Below are 14,802 nucleotides of genomic sequence, written 5' to 3'. Positions count from 1 at the left end.
CCAAATGGAAAGCCTTTTGCTGACAAGTTTCAGTTACCGATAAGGATTTACGTGATAAATCTCTGCACACATCGAAATCGGGCAGCAGCAGGCTTGCAGGGGCAAAGTGAGAAAATCCTATAGACGCGTTCCACTCATCCGCCGGTCAAAAGCCATGTGGATCTCACCACATGTCTGGAAACCGCGACTGGTCTTCTGGTGCGGCGCATTGGCCATCGGTCTTATCAGTGTAGGCTTTGCCGAAGCTGCGGACATTGCACAAGATTGGTTCAAGAGCCTCACAAGTGGAAGCGGCTGGCGTGCATGGCTTCCCCTGCTGATCACGCCGGTGGGGTTTATGGCCTGCTCCTGGATAGCCTTATCCTGGTTTCTAAATTCTGGAGGCAGTGGCATTCCGCAAGCAATTGCCGCACGCCATTTGCACGATCATGAAGATCGAACTCTGCTGCTTTCACTCAAAACCGCGATCGGTAAGATCATTCTTACTCTGGCCGGGCTTTTCAGTGGTGCATCTATCGGTCGTGAGGGTCCAACCGTGCAGATCGGCGCGTCCATCATGATGCAATCTGCGCGTTTCGGCGGCATGGAACAAGCGCGTGGTCTCATCCTTGCAGGCTCTGCCGCAGGTATAGCGGCTGCGTTCAATACCCCCCTTGCAGGTGTTGTCTTCGCTATTGAGGAGATGGGGCGCGCCTACGCCGCACGAACCAACGGTCTCGTATTATCTGCTGTTATTCTCGCCGGTCTTGCTTCACTTGGCCTCGTTGGAAACTATAATTATTTCGGGCTGACTACCGTTACCGCTTCCAGCGGCAAAGACTGGGTTCTGGTGATTGCGTGCGGTGTAATTGGTGGAGCATTCGGGGCTGCCTTCAGTGCACTCGCACTCGAACTAGGACGTCGTGTGCGACGCCGCATACAAAAGGCCCCTCTTCGCAATGCCGTATTTTTCGCGGGAATTTGCGGTCTTCTGGTCGCTATCATTGGCATTGCGTCCGGCGGATCGACCTTTGGAGCAGGCTACGATCAGGCACGGAGCGCCGTGGAAGGGTTGGCTCTTCCACCTCTTTATTTCATAGGGAAGTTCCTTGCCGGTCTCCTTTCCATGATTTCGGGGATACCGGGCGGAATATTTGCACCTTCTTTGTCGGTCGGTGCGGGACTGGGCAGCACAATCGGCCTGGTTCTTGGAACCAGTGCGAGTCTTGCTGCTGTTCTCGGTATGGCAGGCTACTTTGCCGGCGTCGTGCAAGCGCCGATGACTGCATTCGTCATCATTCTGGAAATGACCGGCAATCATAACAACGTCATTCCACTCATGTGCGCATCGATGCTGGGCTACGGCACTGCACGGCTGATCTCTCACGAGCCGCTCTACCATGCTTTGTCACGTGACTACGTGGCAGACGTACTGCGCCAGCGCCGGGCGCGCGAAAAGAATACGCTCTCTCAATAGAGCGAAAATGGAGGAGAAAACTGTTCATGGATCGCAGAACATTCGCCAAGTCGCTTGCGGGACTTGGGGCAATGCCCTTTGTCGTCAATGCGGCATCGGCAGCTACTGAGGGAGGAGCAGGCATGCTGGAGCTTATGGGTGGAAGCATCACGGATGTACCCGGAATCAAGCTGGGACACCACACACTAACAAAACGCCCGACCGGCTGCACCGTTCTTCTCTGCGAAGAAGGCGCTTCCGCAGGTGTTGATGTACGCGGTTCGGCGCCCGGTACGCGTGAAACCGATCTGCTCGATCCGATCAATTATGTGCAGCAGGTTCAAGCTATTCTGCTTTCAGGCGGTAGTGCCTATGGTCTGGCGGCTGCGACTGGCGTTATGCGTTATCTTGAAGAGAACAATCTCGGCTTCAAGATCGGCAAAGGCGTCGTTCCGATTGTACCAGCAGCAATCCTGATGGATCTCGGTGTCGGAGATTTTTCTGTCCGCCCCGATGAGGAAGCCGGTTATCTGGCATGCCAGGCCGCCAAGGCTGAAGCTTCTGGAGAAGGCAACATCGGTGCTGGTGCAGGCGCTACCGTCGGCAAAATGTTCGGCATGGACTACGCCATGAAGGGTGGGCTCGGCACAGCCAGTTACAAGGTGCCTGGCACCGAAATCGTTGTCGGCGCGATTGTTGCCGTCAATGCTGTTGGTGACGTCTATGCGCCAAATTCACGCCAGATTCTGGCTGGGGCGCGGACCGAGGACGGCAAGGGCTTCCGTGATACGATGTCCGCCATCATGCAGGGCCATGGCGTGGTCAAGTCCGGCGGTGCCAACACCACGATTGGCGCAATAGCGACCAACGTCCCGTTCGACAAGGCTCAGCTGAAAAAGATTGCGGGCATGGCGCATGACGGTTTTGCGCGCACAATCAACCCAATCCATACCATGTGGGACGGTGACACGATCTTCGCACTTTCCACAGGCAAGGCAAAAGACGTGGAAGCCGATGTAACTGCGATTGGAGCAATTGCAGCGACTGTTATGGCAGAAGCCGTGGCACGTGCAGTTGTCAATGCAGACAGCCTTAAGGATTTGAATTTGCCAGCATATAAGGATTATGCCCCGCAGTAAGGTGGTTACCTGTCAACAATACTGTGCACTTCGGCGGCCCGTCAGATGCACAAAAGGCAGTCTGGACAGGCTGTAGAAGCGTGTTCTTTACAGAAGCGAATCCTTCTATAGTCCAACCATGCCAATTCGACACTTAAGCGAAACCATCATCAACCAGATCGCGGCGGGGGAAGTCATCGAACGCCCCGCCAGCGTTATCAAGGAACTTGTCGAAAATGCTATCGACGCTGGCGCGACCCGCATTGAGGTCGTGACCGGTGGCGGTGGCAAGACATTGTTGCGCGTGACTGATAATGGTTCGGGAATTCCGATCGATGAGCTTCCATTGGCAGTCTCCCGCCATTGTACCTCCAAGCTTTCGGACGATGTGCACGACATTCGCGCACTTGGGTTTCGTGGGGAGGCTCTGCCATCCATTGGCTCGGTCGCAAAACTGACCCTCAAATCTCGTCCGCAGGACGCTGACTCCGGCTTTGAAGTATCGGTTTCCGGCGGACATCTCGACGGTCCCCGTCCTTCCGCGCTCAATCGCGGGACGATTGCCGAGGTCCGCGATCTTTTTTACGCGACGCCTGCCCGTCTCAAATTCATGAAAACGGATCGTGCGGAAGCTGCTGCCATAACCGACGTCGTCAAGCGCATCGCAATTGCCTTTCCCCATGTCCGCTTTTCGCTTGCAGGCACCGACAGGACACCGCTGGAACTGGCCGCAACCGGCAGCGGCGCAGAAGCAACGCTTGAGCGCATCAATCAGGTGCTCGGAAAAGAATTCGGCGAAAATGCGCTTGCCATTGACGCGGAACGCGACGGCGTGCGTCTGGCCGGGTTTGTCGGCATCCCCTCCCATAATCGTGGCAACGCCCTGCATCAGTTCGCCTATGTGAATGGGCGCCCGGTGCGGGACAAACAGCTTTTCGGCGCATTGCGTGGAGCCTATGCGGATGTCATGGCACGCGATCGTCATCCGGTTGCCGTACTGTTTCTGACGCTGGACCCGGCACTAGTCGACGTTAATGTGCATCCTGCCAAGGCTGACGTCCGTTTCCGTGATCCGGGTCTCGTGCGCGGACTGATCGTCGGGGCGATCAAACAAGCACTGGCGCAGTCAGGTATTCGGCCTGCGACCAGCGGTGCCGATGCCATGCTGCAAGCGTTCCGTGCAGAAGGATTCCAGCCGCCCTCACCATCATTCACATCGCGGCCTTCTTCGGCTGGTTATGCATCGGGGAGCTGGCACCCCGCAGTTTTCTCGCCGAGAACCGAATGGTCACCGCAGACCGCACATCCGGCGCATCGGCCGCTGGACTTGGGAGCGGCACGCTCCTTTCAGGAAAGTGACCAGGCGACGCTCGCCACCGTTAACGTGCTGGCGGCAGATGTCCGAGCGACGCGTGACGAAGCACCAGTGGAACTCCAGCAAAAGCCACTCGGGGCAGCCCGCGCGCAAATCCACGCGAACTATATTGTCTCCCAAACCGAAGACAGTCTCGTCATTGTAGATCAGCATGCGGCTCACGAACGTCTTGTTTACGAGGCGTTGAAAAACGCCCTGCATTCCCGCCCCATACCGGGACAAATGCTGCTTATTCCTGAAATTGTGGATCTGCCAGAAGAAGACGCCGAGCGACTGGCAACCCACGCGGAAACACTTGCCCGCTTTGGCCTTGGCATCGAGCAATTCGGACCCGGTGCCATCGCAGTGCGTGAAACGCCCGCAATGCTCGGAGAAATGAACGTGCAGCAGCTGATCCGCGATCTTTCGGATGAGATTGCGGAACACGACACATCTGAAGGATTGAAGGCCATGTTGAACCATTTGGCCGCAACAATGGCCTGTCATGGTTCCGTTCGCTCGGGGCGACGGTTGAAGCCTGAAGAAATGAATGCGCTCCTGCGTGAAATGGAAGCCACCCCCGGCTCAGGCACCTGCAATCACGGTCGCCCAACCTACATCGAACTGAAACTGACAGATATCGAACGGCTATTTGGCAGGCGCTGATAGAATTACAACGACGTATGATGTTGTACTGCTGGACGCAACGCACGACGCTTGCTAGAGTCGGCTACAAAGGTTTTACACACATGAATAAATTTGAATCCCCCCGTTCTTCTGAAGCTGTTCTGCGCTATCTCGACGGTGATTATGAAATCGTCAGGCATGGAGCCTATGTCGCGTGCGCGGTGACAGGCGCCCATATCCCGCTCGATGAACTCAAATATTGGAGTGTTTCGCGGCAGGAACCCTACGCAACAGGCCTGATTTCTTTTGAACGTGAGTTGGAAGTCAATCCTGAAATGCGTAGCCGAAAGAAGGCTTAAAATCAGCTTGCAACACGGCTTTTAAAGCGCTCGATGACCGTATCCAGAATGTGATCAAGCGCATCGTTGCGATCAAATTTGAGATCAACGTTAAGGACAGCGAGTTTCGTCAGAAAACCGGCAGGAACTCCAATCATCGTTGCCAGACGCACCTGATCCTTCGCCGTAGTGATCAATCCCAATCCCTGACGACGTGCTGTGTCTGTCAGATTGCGAATATCGTCTGATGCAAAGCTGTGATGATCGGGGAATGAGCGTGTTTCTACAATCTCACCGCCTGCTTCAGCAACACTTGCATAGAATTTTTCAGGATTACCTATGCCCGCAAATGCAAGCCAACGATTGCCCGCTACCGGTACGGTAGACGACGGCTTAAGCTGAGCTTCATATATCGGTCTACCTGCTCGTGCTGCCTGACGGATAACGAAATCAGCACCATCACCTTTGCCGATACGCAGCAAAGCGTCGGTCTTACGCATTTGATCTGTCAGTGGAGCCCGCAGGGGGCCTGCCGGTATGACCTTACCATTGCCAATACCACGGGCAGCATCCACAACCAGCAACGAAAAATCGGCAAAAAGTCGTGCGCTCTGGAAACCGTCATCCATGATGATAAAATCGCAACCGAGCGCCTGTAAATATCGAGCCGCCTTTAGCCTATCAGGACAGAGAGCCACCGAAGCATGACGTGCCAGCAGGAGTGGCTCATCTCCGACGTAACGCGCACTGTCATGCGCGGGATCAACAACGTGTAGTCCCTTGTAAGCGCCGCCATATCCGCGTGAGACAATTCCGGGGTTTAGACCTCGTGCTTTTGCACCAGCAGAAAAAGCAATTGCAGTCGGTGTTTTTCCGGCCCCACCTACGGTAAAATTGCCCACGCAAAGAACCGGCAGAGAAATTTTTGGTGGTTCCGCTTTCAAAAGCCGACGGCCCGCCACGGCTCCGTAGAGCCAGGCAGCAGGCGCCAAAGACAAAGCGCGCCAATCAGGTTTATCCCACCAGAAAGGCGGCGCTTCACTCACCATGCTCAGTGACCGCCTGTCTGATAGGCAGCCTCATTGCGATTGCCGGGTAACTGTGCCTGCAGGATCAATGGCTGGATAAACGGCTCGAGTGCGACAAGCGTACGATCCAGTGCGCCGCGCATATCCCTGACCGTGCTCACCCCGGCATTGATCATGGCACGGAGATGCTGAGGGTTGTTGAACAGGAAATTGATCGCTCCTGCGAGCATATTGCGATCCTTCACAATGCGTGCGCCCCCATTCTTGATGAGGCGTTGGAAGGATTCACGGAAATTCTGGACATTTCGTCCTGTTAACACAGCAGTTCCCATCATCGCCGGTTCCAGAGGGTTGTGTCCACCTTCCTTGGTCAGCGAATTGCCAATAAATGCTATTTCGGTGAGCTGAAGATAAAGTCCCATCTCCCCAATGGTATCTCCGAGCAGGATATCTGTGTCGGCTTCAATCGGCTCATTGGCGCTGCGACGCGCAACCTTGAGCCCCTTTTCAGCCAGCATAGCCTGAATGGCCGCAGCACGATCTGGATGACGCGGCACGATGATCGTGACAAGATGCGGATAGCGTACTTTCAGCATCTGATGAACTTCTGCTGTGATCGCTTCTTCGCCGTCATGGGTCGAAATTGCGGCCCACGTTCTCCGTCCACCGATCTGGCGTTGCAATGCGGCCAGAGCCTGTGGATCAGCCGGCGGCGGATTCGTATCGACCTTGAGATTACCTGAAACACTGACAGGCCGCGCTCCCAGCGTACGAAAGCGATCTGCATCTAGTTCCGACTGTGCGACCACATAGGCAAAATTTTCAAAGAGCGCTTCGGCCAGAGCCGGTCTTTTCTGCCAGGCAGCAAAAGAGCGGTCAGACATGCGCCCATTGACCAGAACCTGCGGCGTGTGGCGACTGCCAAGTGAAAGCACAGTAGCAGGCCAGACTTCAGATTCACAACCGATGGCAAGATCAGGTTTCCAGTGGTTGAGAAACCTGTTAACCGCCGGTTGCAAATCCAGCGGCGCGTATTGGTGAATGACCTTACTACCTAACTGATCTGCGACAACTTTTGCCGACGTCACAGTACCTGTCGTCAGCACGATATGGATACCAGTCGCAGCGATCCGCTCAATCAATGGCGTGATCGCGACGGTTTCACCAACGCTTGCCGCGTGGGCCCAGATAACCGGCCCTTGCGGACGTGCTATGGCGGATTTGCCGTAGCGCTCGCCGCGGCGCATGCGCTCTTCCTTGCCGCGAGACGCACGATAGGCGATGTAAGGCCCCATAAATGGATAGGCCGCGGAACCGAGTGCACGGTAGGCAGACAACATATTGCGCGCCCAGCGTTCGCTCATTTCGCTTTCTCCAACGCAGCATAGGCCTTGACGGTCGCGTCGTTGAGTTGGCGCGTTAGCTCCATGCGTTTTTCTTCCAATTGCGTTTCATCGGCATCCGCGTCGACCCATACATTGTCGCCGCGCACGATAATCGAACGCCCAAAGGGCAGCGGAATCGTCGTTTTATCCCAGGACTTTTCCAGAACATGGTTCCGTGAGAAAGCATAAGCAACCGGTATTATCGGACGACCGGACAATTTCGCCAATAAAATGATGCCTTCTCCGGCCTCACGCGCTTTGCCGTGAGCGATGTCCGCTATAATTGATGCCGACTGCCCGTTTTTGAGAGCATTCTTCAACGTCAGAAGCGCGCGCGCGCCTCCCTTTTCAGGCTTGGAGCGCGAACCTCGTCCACCAGAGCCACGCACTGTCAACAATCCAAGTTTTTCCGCAACACGAGCGTTCAGTTCCGCATCTGCACTGCGCGAAAACATGGCGACAAGTTCAATTCCCTTGGGGCAGATGAACGGTCCCATGAGATGTTGCCCATGCCAGAAAGTCACGATGAAAGGATCGTCTTTACCCACCAGCGCCTGTGGGTCTGCTGATTCTTTCAAGCGAGAATTTGTGAAATAGACAAGCTTGAAGTAGGAGGTGATCAGCCAGACCAGCATGGCTTTAACCACGGCAGACTGCGCCAGTGGCCCGCGAATACGTCGCCAGAGGCGCTTCGCGAATCCTTGCTTCTTATGCCCGGTGGTCTGACCCGGGCTATCTCCGCTTTGCATCCGATATTGGCCGGGAGCAGTCAAACTGCTCAATCCGCCTTCAGCGTCACGCCTTCTGGATCGAGCAACCGATGCAGGTGCACAATGAAATAGCGCATATGAGCATTGTCTACTGTTTGCTGTGCCTTCGACTTCCATGCGGTCTTGGCCGACTCGTAATCCGGGTAGATGCCAACGATATCGACGTTTTCAAGATCGCGGAACTCAACGGTACCGAGCTTTTTCAGCTCACCGCCGAACACCAGATGAAGAAGCTGCTTTTTGTCGCCTTCGACGCTCATGACAATTATCCCTGAACAAAATTGGTTCGCGGCATGATTAACCCAAGGGTCAGTCCGCGACAACACTCAACATTTTTTGCAGAAGGTCTCCGCTGGCGGCAACGAGAGCGCCATGGCTCAACGTCGGACCACCATACTGGATCGGTAGGGCATCGCTTGTCAGGATTGCCCCGCCCGACTCACTCAGGATCAGATCAGCTGCTGCCAAATCCCAATCATGTGAATTTGGCCGAATGAAGGTGCCCGCTATATCTCCACGCGCCACCATAGCGATACGGTAGGCCAGCGAGGGAACATAGGGATGAATCTTTACACGATCCCGCCAGCTTTCCGGGAGTGCCGTCACCATATTGCGGGCTGATGCTATTGTCACCTGTTCACCGGGCGATGGTAATCTGACACGTATCACAGCACCGTTTTGTGAAGCCCCAACGCCTTTCCCTGCTTCGATGAGTTCGTTGCGCGCCGGACATTCCAGAACGCCAGCCAACGGGCGGCCATTTTCCACAACGGCTATGCTAATACACCATTGATCCTGTCCAGCGATGTATGCACGGGTGCCGTCAATCGGATCGACAACGAAGGCGCGGCTGCGTTTTTCAGCCGCCCGTTCATCGACGGTCTCTTCCGATATCCAGCCATAATCTGGCCGCGCTTTCAAAAGAACATCCTTTAGATAGCGGTCAACAGCCAGATCAGCTTCACTGACCGGCGATGAACCATCCTTCAGCCAGACTTCCGGAGAACGACCGAAGTAGCGCATCGCGATACGTCCGGCTTCACGCGCAGCATCACGCAGAAGCGTCAGTTCACTGACAATTTCGTTGTGCCTGTCAGTTTCCGGCAAGAGTCATGCCTTCAATTACGAGTGTCGGTGCCGTCATCCCGAAGTTTCGGTCAATATCGGAGGCGGGTGTCATATTGAGGAACATGTCCTTGAGGTTCGAAGCAATCGTCACTTCACTGATCGGGTAGGCAAGTTCGCCATTTTCGATCCAAAACCCCGACGCGCCGCGGCTATATTGGCCCGTGATCATGTCAACGCCCTGCCCGAATACCTCTGTCACATAAAAACCTGTGCCTATTGCACGGATCAATTCCTCCGGCGACTGCGAACCGGGCTCGATGGCAAAATTGGTTGAAGCAGGCGAAACGCCAGAGCCCGAACGAACACCACGACCATTGCCTTGCAGGCCCAGTTCCCGGGCGCTCGATCCAGAAAGCAGCCAGTGTTTGAGAACGCCATCCTCCACCATCGTCAAAGATTGCCCCTCAATCCCTTCGCCGTCGAACGGGCGCGAAGACGAACCGCGCACACGCAGCGGATTGTCAGTAACATTTATGCCGTTCTTGAGAACCTGTTTACCGAGACTGTCACGAAGAAAACTCGTCTTGCGTGCAACAGAAGCGCCATTAATCGCGCTTGCAAGATGTCCCGCAATACCGCGCGCAAGGCGAGGATCGTAGATAACGGTGACAGGCCCCGTCTTCGCCTGACGTGCACCCAACCGCCGCACAGCGCGTTCACCAGCGCGACGACCGATATCATCAGGCGTATCAAGATCAGAAAAATGCAGGCGCGAACTGAAATCATAATCGCGCTCCATTTTCGTGCCCTCGCCCGCAATGGCCGAGACCGATCGTCCAAAGCGTGTAGCAGCATAATGCCCCGAAAAGCCTGTCGATGTGACCAGCACCAGACCACCCAGGCTGCGCGAGGCACCAGCTCCGCCTGAATTCGTCACGCCGCTGACTGCGAGTGCAGCTGCTTCCGTCGCAAGTGCGTCCTGCGTCAAACGGTCGGAATCGATTTCCGTTGAATCGTAGAGATCAAGATCACGAGGCGAAACAACAAGCAGCGATGGGTCTGCGAGTTGCTCATAGGGATCCTCCGGCGCAACGCGTGCCATAGCAACAGCACGCTCGGCGAGACGGTCGGGATCGGCGCTCGCATTGGCCGAAACGCTCGCAATGCGACGGCCCACAAAAACGCGCAGAGCGAAATCGTCACTTTCCGACGATTCGGTTCCCTCAACCTTGCCCAACCTCACTGATACGCTAACTGACCGTGCTCGCATCACGACTGCGTCAGCCTGATCAGCTCCCGCCCGTTTGGCTGCAGCCACGAGAACGGCTGCGCGATCGACAAGTTTCTCCGCCGAATTATCTGAAATCATTATATAATCCGAGTTTCCCAAGTTCATCACGGTTCAACCTCGCAATACAATTTGCAGCGGGACCGAAACCGGGACTTGCTAAAAAATATCGTCAAATTGTTCGACATCGGGCTGATTACAGCCATATCTTGTTTCTATATTGCCGAAATCCTAGGGCTTCAAGGCAAGCCCTCCTACATTTCTCCAAATTCCAAGAGCTTGGCATGGTTGCAACTGGCGGAAGTCTCTACCTGCAGTGTCTGATGATTTTGGGCGGTGCGATTATCGCTGCGCCGCTGTTCAAGCGATTAGGGCTTGGTACAGTCCTCGGCTATCTTGCGGCAGGCATCACGATCGGACCCGTAGCTCGCCTCATTGCAGACGGCGAAGATTTCCTGCACTTCTCCGAGCTTGGTGTTGTCTTCCTTCTCTTCATCATCGGACTTGAGCTGAAACCCTCAAGACTTTGGGCGTTGCGCCAATCAATCTTCGGTCTTGGTACCGCGCAGGTTCTGCTTTGTGGAGCAGCCCTGACTGCTCTTGGCATCTACTTTGCGGGCCTCAGCCCCGAAGCAGGGATCATCATCGGTTTCGGTCTCGCACTTTCGTCTACGGCATTTGCCATGCAGGTTTTGGAGGACCGGGCCGAAACGAACCAGAAACACGGTCAACGTGCTTTTTCGATCCTGCTGTTCCAGGACCTCGCCATCGTGCCGATCCTTGCAATTATTCCGGCACTTTCGCCGACCGAACCGTCGCAGGCGAGCGCGGGTTTCCATCTTGCCACAGCAATTGCGGCCATCGCGGCACTGGTGGTCGCCGGACGTTATCTCATCAATCCGATGTTCCGCATTATCGCCAATACCGGCGCTCGCGAAGTGATGATCGCAGCAGCGCTTTTTGTGGTGCTCGGATCAGCCAGCCTGCTTCAGGCGGCTGGCCTTTCGATGGCCATGGGTGCATTTATCGCTGGTGTTTTGCTGGCGGAATCATCCTACCGACACGAACTTGAAGCGGATATCGAACCATTTCGCGGAATCTTTCTCGGATTGTTTTTCGTGGCGGTTGGTCTTTCGCTGAACCTCACTGTGATCGTACAGTATTGGAAGGTTATCCTTCTTGCTGTTCCCATTTTCATGGCAACCAAGATCGCGATCATCTATCTGCTGTGCCGTGTCTTCCGGTCCAACCATAACGATGCTGTGCGAATTGCGTTTCTTCTGCCGCAAGGCGGCGAATTTGCCTTTGTTCTTTTCTCGGCAGCTTCTGCCGCGTCCATAATCTCAAGCGCACTCGGTTCAGAGCTTGTAGCCGCCGTCACCGTATCCATGGCGCTAACACCGCTTTCCGTTTTGATTGGCTCAAAGCTGCTTATCAAGGACAAGACTGTCGATGAAATTGAGGAAAACTTCGAAGGTGCCGGTTCTGACGTATTGATGATCGGCTTCTCGCGATACGGTCAGATTGCATCGCAAATCCTGCTCGCTGGCGGTATCGACGTAACCGTGATTGACAGTTCGCCCAATCGCGTGCGTGCTGCCGGAAAATTTGGCTTCCGTATTTATTTTGGCGACGGTACTCGTAAAGACGTGCTGGAAGCGGCAGGTATAAGAAAAGCGAAGATCGTTGCCATCTGTACCCACAAGAAGGAAACGACCAACCACATCATCAACCTTATACAATCCGAATACCCGGATGTGCGGCTGTTCGTTCGTTCATATGATCGGGAACATACGCTGCAACTGCGCGCTCAAGGTGTCGAGTATGAACTGCGCGAAACGTTCGAATCCGGTTTGCTGTTTGGTCAGCGTACACTCGAAGGGCTCGGCATAGCCGAAACCCAAGCCTACGAAATTCGTGAAGACGTTCGCCAGCGCGACGAAGATCGTCTCCACGTGCAGGCTTCGGAAGGAATCATGGCTGGTCGCCATCTGCTCTTTAACAAACCGGTCACACCAGAGCCTCTGGTCAAACCTGCCCGCGAAGGTCAGCGCATCGACAAAGGCGCGGATGATATCGTATCCGCCTCGTCGTCAAGTGACACAGTCGGATCACCCGTTCCGGCGGAATAGCAAACGTATAGGAAGCCGGTAGATTCAGGTTGCAAGCGTTGAATTTATCGGCACCACTTTTCCCTCGACTGTCAGTTCGAGAGCACGTTTCAGTTCGTCGCGAACACTGGCGCTCTGTGACAATATCTGTTCGAACTTCAGGAAATCCAGAAGACCGATCCGCTCGACATTAGGGCGAATGAAAATGTGCGGGGGGCGAATTCGAAATTTGTTTTCGATGATGGAGCACATGGTCAGCTGGTTCGCTCCGATCACTGCCTCGAACGTGGTAGGCATATAGTCATCTGGTCCGACCGGCGTGCCGACAACGTCGATACCGATGACAATATCAGCCTCATCAAACAGCAGATCAAAGGGCACGGGGTTGAACAAACCGCCATCGACCAGAATGCGGCCATCCCGGCGTACTGGTGCGAAAACTGGTGGTATGGCACAGGATGCCGCGATGGCCGAATGCAGATCGCCATCGCGAATATGGATTTCCCGAGCGGCGTGAAAGTCCGCCGCTGTGATAGTCATCGGGATTTTCAGCTCTTCTACATTCATCGGCAGGCTTGCAGGCAAAAAGACGTCCAGCACCTTTTCGATATTGAACTGGCTGACGCGCAAGCCACCTTTCAGCAATTCTACCCAGCGCGCAGGGCGGGTTTGCCACATACGCTTTGCGACTTCGGAGCGGCGATTGAAAATCGCCGCCATATATTCATGAATTTCCTTGCCCGTCATGCCGCTCGCCATTCCGGCGCCAACGATCGAACCTATCGACGAGCCTGCAATTGCAACCGGTTTGATACCAAGTTCATCGAGCACCTCGACAATATGGATGTGGGCAATGCCGCGTGCCCCACCTCCGCCGAAAGCGACGGCAATTCGGGGCGATGACGGCACTGCCTTTTCCAATTTGGCACCTTTTAGCTTTGGGCCGGGCCGAAAATCAATATTGCCGGTTCCGCTTCAAGCAGTTTCTTGGCAATAGCCTTGACCTGATCCAACGTTACAGCATCAATCAACCCCGAACGCTTGTCGATATAATCACGCGGAAGTTCTGCTTCCTGCAAGCTAACGAGAGTTTCAGCAATAGCGGCGGATGAATCCAGATTGTTGACGGCGTAAGATCCCTTGAGGAAGTTTTTGGCAGCAGCGAGTTCTTCTTCCGTGGGCCCGTCCGCGGCCATAGCAGCAACCTGCTCGCGGATAATCTTCAGGGATTCCTGCGCTTTGTCAGGACGGGTCGCAGTCGAAATCATCAATGCCGAAACGTGATCGCGCATGACCATGGATGACGATACCGAATAGGCAAGGCCACGCTTTTCACGCACTTCGGCATAAAGACGCGATGTAAAGCCACCACCCAGAATATGGTTCATCAGATAGGCTGCAAAGAATTCGGGATCCTTGCGCGGAATAGCCGGATAGACAAAGCTGATCGAGGTCTGCGGCATATCGAAATTGAGACTGGTCGTCGTGCCAAGTGCCAGTTTGGCATCGGGTACAGGAACCAGTTCGGCCATCGCGGGGAGATCGCCGAACACCTTATCCAGCAACGCCCCCAAATCCTTCGCATTGATCGAACCCACAACGCCGATAGTCAGACGGTCACGCGCAAAGTTCTTGCGGTGAAAGTTCACCAGATCGTCACGCGTGATCGACTGCAGTGATTTCACCGTGCCATCGTCGGGACGCGCATAAGGATGGTTCCCGTAGAGAACTTCGGAGAACTTACGCGATGCAATCGTCGAAGGGTTGCGTTGTGAGGATTCGATACTCGCAACCACCTGCTGTCGAATACGATCAATTGCATCCTGGTCGAAGCGAGGCTTGTTGACAGAAAGAGCAAGCAAGTTTGTGACTGCGTCGCGATTTTCCGCGAGCATGCGAATACCACCCGAAACGGAATCCTGTGTTGCAGAAAAGCTCATTTCCGCGCCCAGATTGTCTATCTTCTCCTGAAACGCATCCGATTTCAGATCACCCGCGCCCTCGTCGAACAGCCCTGTCATCAGGTTAGCCAACCCTTCCTTCCCGGAAGGGTCCTGCGATGTGCCACCCTTGAATGAGAACCGCATGGAAATAAGCGGGACTGAATCGTCTTCTACCAGCCAGGCATGAATACCTTTTGGCGAAACAACTTCCTGAATTTCGATTGCGCGCGCCGGCAAGGCGCACACGATCAGCAATGTCACGGATGCGGCAAGAACACCCACAGCCGACCCGGCATAGCGAAAGTCGAAAACACGTCTGAAGTTCAACGTAAGAATG

13 protein-coding genes are annotated in these 14,802 nt (G+C 54.8%); 5 read left to right on the top strand and 8 right to left on the bottom strand.

The features are described from left to right. The first annotated feature begins 106 nt into the window (after positions 1-106). From CES86_RS18470 to CES86_RS18455, 4 genes are all read left to right on the top strand, one after another. Complete coding sequence (locus tag CES86_RS18470; RefSeq protein WP_029927962.1) at positions 107-1,456, top strand: chloride channel protein; 1,350 nt, start codon at positions 107-109, stop codon at positions 1,454-1,456. Positions 1,457-1,482: 26 nt separating this feature from the next. Next, complete coding sequence (locus CES86_RS18465) at positions 1,483-2,574, top strand: P1 family peptidase (protein ID WP_010661014.1); 1,092 nt, start codon at positions 1,483-1,485, stop codon at positions 2,572-2,574. Positions 2,575-2,692: 118 nt separating this feature from the next. Next, positions 2,693-4,573 carry a DNA mismatch repair endonuclease MutL gene (gene mutL / locus CES86_RS18460; RefSeq protein ID WP_094515056.1) on the top strand — a complete coding sequence of 627 codons (1,881 nt, stop codon included), beginning with the start codon at positions 2,693-2,695 and terminating at the stop codon, positions 4,571-4,573. Between the two features lie 83 nt (positions 4,574-4,656). Further along, the gene (locus CES86_RS18455; RefSeq protein WP_010661012.1) at positions 4,657-4,893 is read left to right on the top strand and encodes a DUF2093 domain-containing protein; all 237 of its coding nucleotides are present in this window, start codon (positions 4,657-4,659) and stop codon (positions 4,891-4,893) included. A 2-nt stretch (positions 4,894-4,895) separates the two neighbouring features. Here CES86_RS18455 and lpxK read toward each other — a convergent pair whose 3' ends face one another. Genes lpxK through CES86_RS18425 form a run of 6 tightly spaced genes read right to left on the bottom strand, consistent with a single transcriptional unit; the run spans position 4,896 to position 10,492 of the window. Next, positions 4,896-5,921: a tetraacyldisaccharide 4'-kinase gene (gene lpxK, locus CES86_RS18450; RefSeq protein ID WP_029927964.1), complete on the bottom strand. Its 1,026-nt coding sequence runs from the start codon at positions 5,919-5,921 to the stop codon at positions 4,896-4,898. Positions 5,922-5,923: 2 nt separating this feature from the next. Continuing rightward, positions 5,924-7,264, bottom strand: coding sequence for a lipid IV(A) 3-deoxy-D-manno-octulosonic acid transferase (waaA, locus tag CES86_RS18445; RefSeq protein ID WP_010661010.1), 1,341 nt, complete (start codon positions 7,262-7,264; stop codon positions 5,924-5,926). Beyond that, a complete protein-coding gene (locus tag CES86_RS18440; RefSeq protein WP_010661009.1) occupies positions 7,261-8,034 on the bottom strand; it encodes a lysophospholipid acyltransferase family protein in 774 nt (257 codons plus the stop codon). Before CES86_RS18440 ends, waaA begins: the two co-directional genes overlap by 4 nt. 29 nt (positions 8,035-8,063) lie before the next feature. Continuing rightward, complete coding sequence (locus tag CES86_RS18435) at positions 8,064-8,315, bottom strand: DUF4170 domain-containing protein (RefSeq protein ID WP_010661008.1); 252 nt, start codon at positions 8,313-8,315, stop codon at positions 8,064-8,066. A 49-nt stretch (positions 8,316-8,364) separates the two neighbouring features. Beyond that, positions 8,365-9,162 carry a 3'(2'),5'-bisphosphate nucleotidase CysQ gene (locus CES86_RS18430; RefSeq protein ID WP_010661007.1) on the bottom strand — a complete coding sequence of 266 codons (798 nt, stop codon included), beginning with the start codon at positions 9,160-9,162 and terminating at the stop codon, positions 8,365-8,367. After that, positions 9,149-10,492 carry a TldD/PmbA family protein gene (locus tag CES86_RS18425; RefSeq protein WP_010661006.1) on the bottom strand — a complete coding sequence of 448 codons (1,344 nt, stop codon included), beginning with the start codon at positions 10,490-10,492 and terminating at the stop codon, positions 9,149-9,151. Before CES86_RS18425 ends, CES86_RS18430 begins: the two co-directional genes overlap by 14 nt. Before the next feature lie 203 nt (positions 10,493-10,695). Between CES86_RS18425 and CES86_RS18420 the strand changes: the two genes are divergently transcribed. After that, the gene (locus CES86_RS18420; protein WP_029376222.1) at positions 10,696-12,543 is read left to right on the top strand and encodes a monovalent cation:proton antiporter-2 (CPA2) family protein; all 1,848 of its coding nucleotides are present in this window, start codon (positions 10,696-10,698) and stop codon (positions 12,541-12,543) included. A gap of 24 nt (positions 12,544-12,567) precedes the next feature. On the opposite strand, the gene CES86_RS18415 is transcribed toward CES86_RS18420, so the two are convergent. Further along, entirely contained in the window at positions 12,568-13,443 is an 876-nt protein-coding gene (locus CES86_RS18415; protein WP_029376221.1) for a patatin-like phospholipase family protein, read from the bottom strand. An 11-nt stretch (positions 13,444-13,454) separates the two neighbouring features. Continuing rightward, complete coding sequence (locus tag CES86_RS18410; RefSeq protein WP_235691860.1) at positions 13,455-14,801, bottom strand: M16 family metallopeptidase; 1,347 nt, start codon at positions 14,799-14,801, stop codon at positions 13,455-13,457. Position 14,802 lies beyond the last annotated feature (1 nt).

This window comes from Brucella lupini (assembly GCF_002252535.1).
Classification (GTDB): Bacteria; Pseudomonadota; Alphaproteobacteria; order Rhizobiales; family Rhizobiaceae; genus Brucella; species Brucella anthropi.
Note: the sequence above shows the minus strand (reverse complement) of the source record. Positions and strands in the feature narration are given on the sequence as shown.

What these genes read in the sequence shown, in the direction of transcription:
- lpxK (WP_029927964.1), bottom strand. Translation starts at nt 5,921, where the DNA reads ATGGTGAGTGAAGCGCCGCCTTTCTGGTGGGATAAACCTGATTGGCGC.
- CES86_RS18465 (WP_010661014.1), top strand. Translation starts at nt 1,483, where the DNA reads ATGGATCGCAGAACATTCGCCAAGTCGCTTGCGGGACTTGGGGCAATG.
- CES86_RS18425 (WP_010661006.1), bottom strand. Translation starts at nt 10,492, where the DNA reads ATGATTTCAGATAATTCGGCGGAGAAACTTGTCGATCGCGCAGCCGTT.
- mutL (WP_094515056.1), top strand. Translation starts at nt 2,693, where the DNA reads ATGCCAATTCGACACTTAAGCGAAACCATCATCAACCAGATCGCGGCG.
- CES86_RS18420 (WP_029376222.1), top strand. Translation starts at nt 10,696, where the DNA reads ATGGTTGCAACTGGCGGAAGTCTCTACCTGCAGTGTCTGATGATTTTG.
- CES86_RS18440 (WP_010661009.1), bottom strand. Translation starts at nt 8,034, where the DNA reads ATGCAAAGCGGAGATAGCCCGGGTCAGACCACCGGGCATAAGAAGCAA.
- CES86_RS18455 (WP_010661012.1), top strand. Translation starts at nt 4,657, where the DNA reads ATGAATAAATTTGAATCCCCCCGTTCTTCTGAAGCTGTTCTGCGCTAT.
- waaA (WP_010661010.1), bottom strand. Translation starts at nt 7,264, where the DNA reads ATGAGCGAACGCTGGGCGCGCAATATGTTGTCTGCCTACCGTGCACTC.
- CES86_RS18435 (WP_010661008.1), bottom strand. Translation starts at nt 8,315, where the DNA reads ATGAGCGTCGAAGGCGACAAAAAGCAGCTTCTTCATCTGGTGTTCGGC.